This is a genomic window from Microbacterium sp., from assembly GCF_047972865.1.
Lineage (GTDB): Bacteria > Actinomycetota > Actinomycetes > Actinomycetales > Microbacteriaceae > Microbacterium.
Map to the genome: position 1 here is coordinate 1 of NZ_JBKEAY010000043.1, position 7863 is coordinate 7863.

The window sequence follows — 7863 nt, forward strand, 5'->3', positions numbered from 1 at the left end:
ACGCCCACCATCCCCTACCGTGCGGGGCGCCGAAACCACAGATGAGTTGGCAGAAACTACAGGTCGTCTGTCACAACCACAGAATCGATGGCAGAAACTACAGATGTGTTGTCATCGGACACGACAAACACCGAGAAAGATCACAAAAAGATCACGGAAACCCTTGCCACCGTTACCTGGCCGTTATAGAGTGCTCAGCACGGTAGTTGTTTTGCTGTGGCAGCTACCGACATGTGATTGCAGGACACTCTTGGTGCAAGGGACAAGGGCCGGCCGGAAGCCTCTCCGACCGGCCCTTACCCGTGCGGCGGCCTGTGGATGGGATGCCCCCGCTGGCGCGGCGCGCGGGCTAGTGTGGACGCCATGAGCGACCGTCGCCTTGCGATCGCCGCATGGGAAAGCCTCTTTCGTGCGCAGCACGAGGTCTTCAGCGACCTCGGCGGCGACTTCGCGGGCACCGCCCTCAATCAGGCCGAGTACGACGTGCTGCTCACCGTCACCCGCGGCCCCGACAACGCCGCCCGGCTGCGCGACGTCACCGCCAACATGCTCATCAGCCAGCCCAGCGTGTCGCGCCTCGTCGACCGCATGGTGGCACGCGGCCTGATCACCAAATGCCCCGACCCCACCGACGGACGCGGCACCATCGTGAAAGCCACCGTCGACGGCGCCGCCGCGTTCCGCCGCATCGCCACCGTGCACGGTCGCTCCATCGCGCACCGTATGTCCGTCCTCAGCAACGACGAACTACGCCAACTGCACGATCTCACCGAGAAACTCCGCGGCAACGATACCTGAACGCTCAGGGCGTGCGACGCCGCAGGGTCAGCGACGCCAGCACCAGCGCGCCCACGGCGAAGGCGGCCACCACCAGGATCGGATGCCACAGATCCCACCCCTCGTCGCCGTCGCGCACCGCTGCCACCGCATCGATCGCATAGCTCAGCGGCAACCAGTCACTGATCGCGTACAGCACCTCCGGCATCTGGTCACGCGGCATGAACAGCCCACCCAGGATCATCTGCGGAAAGACCAGCACCGGCATGAACTGCACCGCCTGAAACTCGGTGCGCGCGAACGCACTGGCCAGCAACCCCAGCGCCGTGCCCAAGAGGGCATCCACCACCGCCACCAGACCCAGCTCCCACAGCGCGCCATCGACCTCGAGCCCGCAGACGTACACGGCATAACTCACCGTCACGACCGCCTGCAACGTCGCCATCAGCCCGAACGCCAGCGCGTAACCGATGATGAAATCAGGCTTCGCCAACGGCGTCGTCATCAACCGTTCGAGCGTCCCCGACCGCCGTTCCCGCAACGTCGTCACCGACGTGATCACGAACATCACCACGAACGGAAACAACGCCAGCAACGGCCCGCCCAGCCGGTCGAAAACCCCCGCCTGGTCGACGAACAACCACGCGAACAACCCCACCAGCAGGCTCGGCACCACCAGCATCAACCCGATCGACCGCGGATCGTGACTCAGTTGGCGCAGCACCCGGCCCGCCGTCGCGAACATCCGCACCGCGCTCACCCCGCCCCCTGTTGCACGAGCCGCAGGAAGGCTTCGTCCGGATCACTCGTCCCCGTGTCGCGCAACAGGTCCTGCGGCGTGGTGACTGCGATGACCCGCCCCTCCCGCATCAGCAGCAGTCGATCACACCGCAACGCCTCGTCCATCACATGACTTGACACCAGCAATGTCGCCCCGGCCCCGGTGATCGCGCGAAAGACCCGCCACAACTCCGCCCGCAGCAACGGATCGAGCCCCACCGTCGGCTCGTCCAGGATGATCAACTCGGGACGCCCGAGCATCGCCACCGCCAGCGACACTCGGTTCTCCTGTCCACCGCTGAGCGAATCGACCAGCTGGTCACCCTGATCGGTCAGCCCCACCTGCTCCAGCACCCGAGCGATGTCCTTCCGCGGCGCCCCCGTCAGGCGGGCAAAATACCGCAGATTCTGCAGAACGGTGAGATCTCCGTACACCGACGCCGACTGCGTGTCGTACGCCACCCGCCGCCGCAGCGAGGCACTTCCGGCCGGCTGCCCGAGCACCGTCACCGTGCCGCCAGCGACCTTCTGCACGCCCACGATCGCGCGCATCAGCGTCGTCTTGCCACACCCCGACGGCCCGAGGAGTCCCGTGACCACACCCCGCGCGATCGACACGTCGAGCCCGTCGAACACCGCCGTCGACCCTCGCGTGACCCGCAGGCCCCGCACATGCACCGCCGCATCGTCCACACGATGAGAATGTCCCCCCGCCGACGGACGGTCAAGCACAACCGGTCACCAGCGGCGGTGCGTCTCTTCGGCGAACCCGTCGAGCCCCGAGAAGCGGATGCCGTCGAACTCCCCCTCCCAGGTGCCGAACAGCTGATCGCTCGCCGAAGCCACGATGCCGTAATTGACATGCGCGCTCTTGACGTACGCGGGAGTGAACGTGGCATCCAGCCCCCCGCCTGACACCCGCCACTGTGCGCTGCGTGACCCCAGGTCGTAACGCCACACCAGTTCCTCGGAGATCTTCCGCAGCCGACCGTCGACGAACACGCCGTTCTCGGTGGAACCCGTGCCGGCCGTCGCCCGTCCTCCCAACTGGAGGCCGATCACGTGCCCCGCCGCAGCCCCGGCCGCCGCGCCCCAGTTCCAGCGGGTGTCGTACGGCAATCGACCCCGCCCGTGGTCGAGCGTCGCCCAGGACACCCCCTCGGGCACGGCGTGCGGCCGCCCCTCGACCACGATCGTCCCCAACACCGGCAGCGCCACCGCCTTCACCGTGTACTGGAAACGTCGCATCGACCACGGCACGACCACCGCTAAGAAGTCGTGCGGCCGCGGCCTGGTCACCGTGAGATCGAACGACGCGTCGGGAATCTCCGCGTACAGCCGCCACGATCGCCCGTCCACCCACGGCGTCACCGTGACGGCGAGGTTCTCCGCGCGGGCCACCGCGGGCGCATCGTCGAACGATCGCGGCAGCTCGACATCACGCGCCGGAATCACCCGCGCGGTCTGGCGCCACTCCCGTCCGCTCTCCCGCTCCAGCACCCACACCTCGTGCACCGCGGCGTAGTCCAACGCCGCCACCGCCATCGACACGATGTGGTGCGGCGTCATCACATTCCAGTACTCCCAGCGCTTGTTGCGCCCCCACGAGCCCTCCCGGCCGATCGCCGAGGTGTCCACGAGCGGCTCACGGGCATAGCCGACGGCATCCGTGTTCAGCCGACCGTCGGGCTGGGTCAGCGAGACGGGTGCTGTCAACTCGCGTTCGGGCATCGCTCATCCTCGGGGCGGGATGTAGTGTCGGGTGCCCTGATCCTACCGATGGGAAGGCCCGCCCCATAGGGGGCGGGCCGTGAAAACTCCCGGAGGTGTGCGGCTGTCGCGCCGCACACCGACGGTCACTGGTCGATCGGTTGTGGGCTCTCGGCCGCGTCGACGACCGTGACCGGGGCGTCGGCGATGACCTCCACCTTGCGCGGCTTGGCCTTCTCGCTGACGGGGATCGTCACCGTGAGCACACCGTTGCTGTACGTGGCGGCGATGTTGTCGGTGTCGATGCCCTGCCCCAGGTTGAGCTGGCGCAAAAAGCTCGCCGCCTCGCGCTCGCGGGTGATCCACTTCACTCCGTCGCCCTCACGCAGCGTGCGCTCGGCGCGGATGGTGAGCAGCTGACCGTCGACGTCGACATCCACCGAACCCGGGTCGATGCCGGGAAGGTCGGCGCTCAGGACGTAGTGGTCGCCGTCGCGGTAGAGGTCCATCGGCATGCGGCGGGGGCCGCGGCGCGTGTCGAGGATGCTCGACGCGAGACGGTCGAAGTCACGGAACAGGTCGGTAGCCATGAGATCTCCTTCTCTGGTCTGAAAGTTGAGCCTGTTTGACTCAAGAAAGACCAGGCTAGCACTCTCGCCCCGGGAGTGCTGAGTGTTCGCTGGTGGCGAATCAGGGCCGCTGGAAGGCCACCAGCGCAACCGTGTTCCCCTCGCTGTCACGGAGGAACGCCTGCCACTCCTCATGACCGTCAGGACCAAGCAGTCCGTTGTCGTGCACGAAGACGACATGCGGCGGTGAGATCACCTCAGCCACCCCGCCCAACCGTTCCAGCGCCTCGTGCACATTGTCCACACGCAGATAGAACAGCGTCGACGGGGCCTTGGCGTCGAGCACGAGCCGCACCCCATCGATGTCGAAGAACACCAGGTCGGGGTCGACGAATCGCGCCCGCGGTTCCCGATCGAGGAGGACGGTGTAGAAATCCGCCGCGCGGTCGAGGTCGACGGCGCGCTGGGCGATCTGCAATAGATTCACGGATATCCTCTCTGCGCAGTGACTTCAGCGTAGCGCCGCAGAGACCGGCCGCCCGAGGAGTACCACCATGACTGCGTTGACCACGACCGAGGTCGACCGCTCGGCCGCGATCACAGCGGCCGAGCGCGCCGTACGGGTCGACGACGCGTTCCAAGATCGCGTCGACGAGCACTTCCCGCGCCTCCACGAGCTGTTCGCCCGACTGTACGGTGCCCACCCCGACGGGCGCGACCACCTCACCCGGCTCATCGCCCAGGCCGCGACCTCATGGCATCACCGCCCCGTCGAGCTGCGCGTCAGCGACGGCATGCGACGCGAGAACCCGAGCTGGCTCACGTCGGAACGGATGCTGGGCGGCGTCTGCTACGCCGACCGCTACGCCGGCAACCTGGCCGGAGTCGCCGATCAGATCCCGACGTTCCGCGAACTCGGACTCACCCTGCTCCACCTCCAGCCGCTGTTCGCCACCCCGGACGACCACAACGACGACGCACACACCGTGTCGAGCTACCGCCGCGTCAACCCGAGCGTGGGGTCGATGTCGCGGCTGGTCGGCCTCGCCTCCGATCTGCATCTGGCCGGGATCTCGCTCATGCTCGACTTCGCGCTCGGACACACGGCATCCGACCACGAATGGGCGCAGCAGGCGGCGGCGGGCGACGCGGTCTTCGCGGCCTACTTCGCGACGCTCGATGACCGGCGCGGAACCCTCGACTACGCCAACCCCGCCGTGTTCGTGGCGATGGCCGGCGAAGCGCTCTACCTCGCCAACCAGGGAGTCGACGTGCTCCGGCTGGATGCCGCTGACCTCGCCGACGGGTACGCCGCATCCCTCCCGCGCACGCAGCTCGTGCGCGACGCGCTCGCCACAGTGATGGCGATCGCGGCGCCCGGCGTCGTGTTCGCGTCCGCGCCGCCCCTCCCCGGCGCCGCGCACACCGACTCACCCGGCGCATGCGCGCTGAGCTACGACCCGGTGCAGATGACACTCACGTGGGAAGCACTGGCCACCGGCGACGCCCGGCCGCTGCAGCACAGTCTGGAGCACCGGGACACACCCCCGGCGGATGCCGCACGCATCACCTACGTGCGCGACCACGACGCCCTCGCCTGGGTCTTCGACGACGCGGACACCGGCGACGAGTCGGCGCGGCGACGCCTGCTCACCGACTTCTACCTCGGTAGCGCTCCCGGCAGCTTCGCGCGCGGGCTTCCCTTCCCGGACCCGCGCACCGGTGACACGCAGGTGTCGGGCACCGCGGCATCCCTCGCGGGCATCGAAGCCGGCGACGCCGCCGGAGTGGACCGTGTGGTCCTCGCGCACGCGATCGCGATGTCCACCGGCGGTCTCCCCATGATCTGCCTGGGCGACGAGGTGGCCCAGCTCAACGACCCGACCTTCCTCGACGACCCCGCCCGCCACGACGACAGCCGGTGGGTGCACCGCGGCCAGCGACCGCGCGACCGCTACGTGCAGCGAGCCGACCCGCGCAGCGACCCCGGGCGGGTGTTCACCCGTCTGCGTCAGTTGAGTGCCGCGCGCCAATACGCGCCCGAGTTCGCCGGCGCCGAACTGCTCGGCATCCGCGTGCCCGTCGCGTCGGTCCTCGGCTTCCGGCGCCCGGGACGGGAGGGCCATGGCGTGCTCGTGCTGGCCAACGCGGGAGCCGACGAGGTGACCCTCGGCGCCGACCTGTTTGCCGGCCTGCCCCGCGACGCGTACGACTTGGTGCAGGCGCAGCAGGTCGACCTGCGCGGCGGCCTCACCCTTCCCGCGCTCGGGTTTCGCTGGCTGCGGCTGGTCGAGCAGTAGTCACCCCGCTGCCCCGCAATCCGGGGGCGCCCCCTTCCACGGCGTCGGCGACGGTGCAACACTGGCGCCATGACCCGTTCATCCGTTGCCGCCGTGTGTCCAGACCAAAGCCAGGATTTCGTCGTGGAGAACGTGACGCTCGACGATCCGCGTGCCGGCGAGGTGCAGGTGCGCATGGTCGCCGTCGGGGTGTGCCACACCGACGCCGTGGTGCGCGCCGGGTGGATTCCGACGCGGTTTCCGATCGTGCTCGGCCACGAAGGGTCGGGGGTCGTCGAGAAAGTCGGTGAGGGTGTGCACAACCTGGCCGTCGGCGACCACGTCGTACTGACGGTGGCCAGTTGCGGGGAGTGCCGGTCGTGCTGGGAGGGGGAGCCGGCATACTGCCTGCAGACCTACGCTCAGAACTTCGCCGGCGGTCGCCCCGACGGTTCGCAGGCGTTCACGGGGCCCGACGGGCAAGCGATCACGTCGCACTTCTTCGGTCAGTCGTCGTTCGCCAGCCACGCCAACGTCGCCGCCCGCAGCGTCGTGAAAGTGCGCGACGACGTGCCGCTCGACCTGCTCGGGCCGCTCGGCTGCGGTCTGCAAACCGGGGCCGGCGCCGTTCTCAATCACCTGCAGCCGCGGCCCGACAGCACACTCGTCGTCTTCGGCGCGGGCGCCGTGGGGATGTCGGCGATCATGGCCGCGCGGGTGGCCCGCGTGCGGACGATCGTCGCCGTCGACCTGGTCGACTCGCGCCGTGCGCTCGCCCTCGAACTCGGTGCCACGCACGCGATCGACGGCGCCGCCGCCGACCTCCTCGATCAGCTGCTGGAGCTGTCCGGAGGGGGCGTGGACTACGCGATCGACACCACGGCGGTCCCCGCGGTGGTCGAGGGGATGCTCGCCGCGCTCGGTCAACGCGGCCACGCGGTGCTGGTGGGTGCCGCCGCTCCCGACGCCGAGGCGCGGTTGCCGCTGGCATCCGCTCTGTCGCGCGCGATCACGATCACGACGGTGATCGAGGGCAGCGCCGTGCCGCCGGAGTTCATCCCCGAGCTGCTGGAACTGTACCTGGGCGGCGAATTCCCGATCGACCGGCTGATGCAGACCTACGCGTTCCACGAGATCAACACCGCCTTCGCGGACAGCGATGCAGGCCATACCGTCAAGCCGGTGCTGATCTTCGACCAGTCCTGACCGCGCAGCCCCGCGGATCTCGCAGCTCCGGGTATCTGCACAACTCCGCATATCTGCACAACTCCGCATCCCACCAGCACTCCAGATCCGGAGAACCGCAGAACTCCGGAACTGCGCCGGATGCCGCGCACCCCCGCATCCGCACATCCGCACATCCGCACATCCGTACAACTCCGCATATCTGCACAACTCCGCATCCCACCAGCACTCCAGACCCGGAGAACCGCAGAACTGCGGAACTGCGCCGGATGCCGCGCACCCCCGCATCCGCGCACCCCCGCATCCGCACATCTGCACAAACCCGGGGATCTGCACAACTCCGCATCGCGCCAGCACCGCGCGTCCGGAGAACCGCAGAACTGCAGAACTGCGGAACTGCGGAACTGCGGAACTGATGCCGCGGGTCGGAGCACTCTGCACAACTCCGGGGATCTGCACAAACCCGGGGATCTGCGCAACTCCGCATCGCGCCAGGACTCCAGGTCCGGAGAACTGCAGATTTGCGGGACTCTGCAGGGACTATATGGCGCGCCTCGAGGGAC

8 protein-coding genes are annotated in these 7863 nt (G+C 68.5%); 3 read left to right on the top strand and 5 right to left on the bottom strand.

What is annotated here, in order from left to right; genetic code table 11:
- The first annotated feature begins 363 nt into the window (after positions 1-363).
- On the top strand, positions 364-798 hold the full coding sequence (locus ACK5KK_RS02275; RefSeq protein ID WP_416888471.1) for a MarR family winged helix-turn-helix transcriptional regulator: 435 nt from the start codon (positions 364-366) through the stop codon (positions 796-798).
- 4 nt (positions 799-802) lie between these two features.
- Here ACK5KK_RS02275 and ACK5KK_RS02280 read toward each other — a convergent pair whose 3' ends face one another.
- The 5 genes from ACK5KK_RS02280 to ACK5KK_RS02300 all read right to left on the bottom strand — a co-directional run bounded on the left by ACK5KK_RS02280 (position 803) and on the right by ACK5KK_RS02300 (position 4323).
- The gene (locus tag ACK5KK_RS02280) at positions 803-1537 is read right to left on the bottom strand and encodes an ABC transporter permease (RefSeq protein WP_416888472.1); all 735 of its coding nucleotides are present in this window, start codon (positions 1535-1537) and stop codon (positions 803-805) included.
- Positions 1534-2250 (bottom strand): ABC transporter ATP-binding protein, encoded by a 717-nt coding sequence (locus tag ACK5KK_RS02285; protein ID WP_416888473.1) that lies wholly within the window; start codon positions 2248-2250, stop codon positions 1534-1536. Before ACK5KK_RS02285 ends, ACK5KK_RS02280 begins: the two co-directional genes overlap by 4 nt.
- Positions 2251-2295: 45 nt before the next feature.
- On the bottom strand, positions 2296-3288 hold the full coding sequence (locus ACK5KK_RS02290) for a DUF2804 domain-containing protein (RefSeq protein ID WP_416888474.1): 993 nt from the start codon (positions 3286-3288) through the stop codon (positions 2296-2298).
- Positions 3289-3413: 125 nt separating this feature from the next.
- The gene (locus ACK5KK_RS02295) at positions 3414-3857 is read right to left on the bottom strand and encodes an Hsp20/alpha crystallin family protein (RefSeq protein ID WP_416888475.1); all 444 of its coding nucleotides are present in this window, start codon (positions 3855-3857) and stop codon (positions 3414-3416) included.
- 100 nt (positions 3858-3957) lie between these two features.
- Positions 3958-4323, bottom strand: coding sequence for a VOC family protein (locus tag ACK5KK_RS02300; RefSeq protein WP_416888476.1), 366 nt, complete (start codon positions 4321-4323; stop codon positions 3958-3960).
- A gap of 67 nt (positions 4324-4390) precedes the next feature.
- Between ACK5KK_RS02300 and ACK5KK_RS02305 the strand changes: the two genes are divergently transcribed.
- Positions 4391-6136, top strand: coding sequence for an alpha-amylase family glycosyl hydrolase (locus ACK5KK_RS02305; protein ID WP_416888477.1), 1746 nt, complete (start codon positions 4391-4393; stop codon positions 6134-6136).
- A gap of 69 nt (positions 6137-6205) precedes the next feature.
- Positions 6206-7321 carry an NAD(P)-dependent alcohol dehydrogenase gene (locus tag ACK5KK_RS02310; RefSeq protein WP_416888478.1) on the top strand — a complete coding sequence of 372 codons (1116 nt, stop codon included), beginning with the start codon at positions 6206-6208 and terminating at the stop codon, positions 7319-7321.
- The last annotated feature ends 542 nt before the right edge of the window (positions 7322-7863 follow it).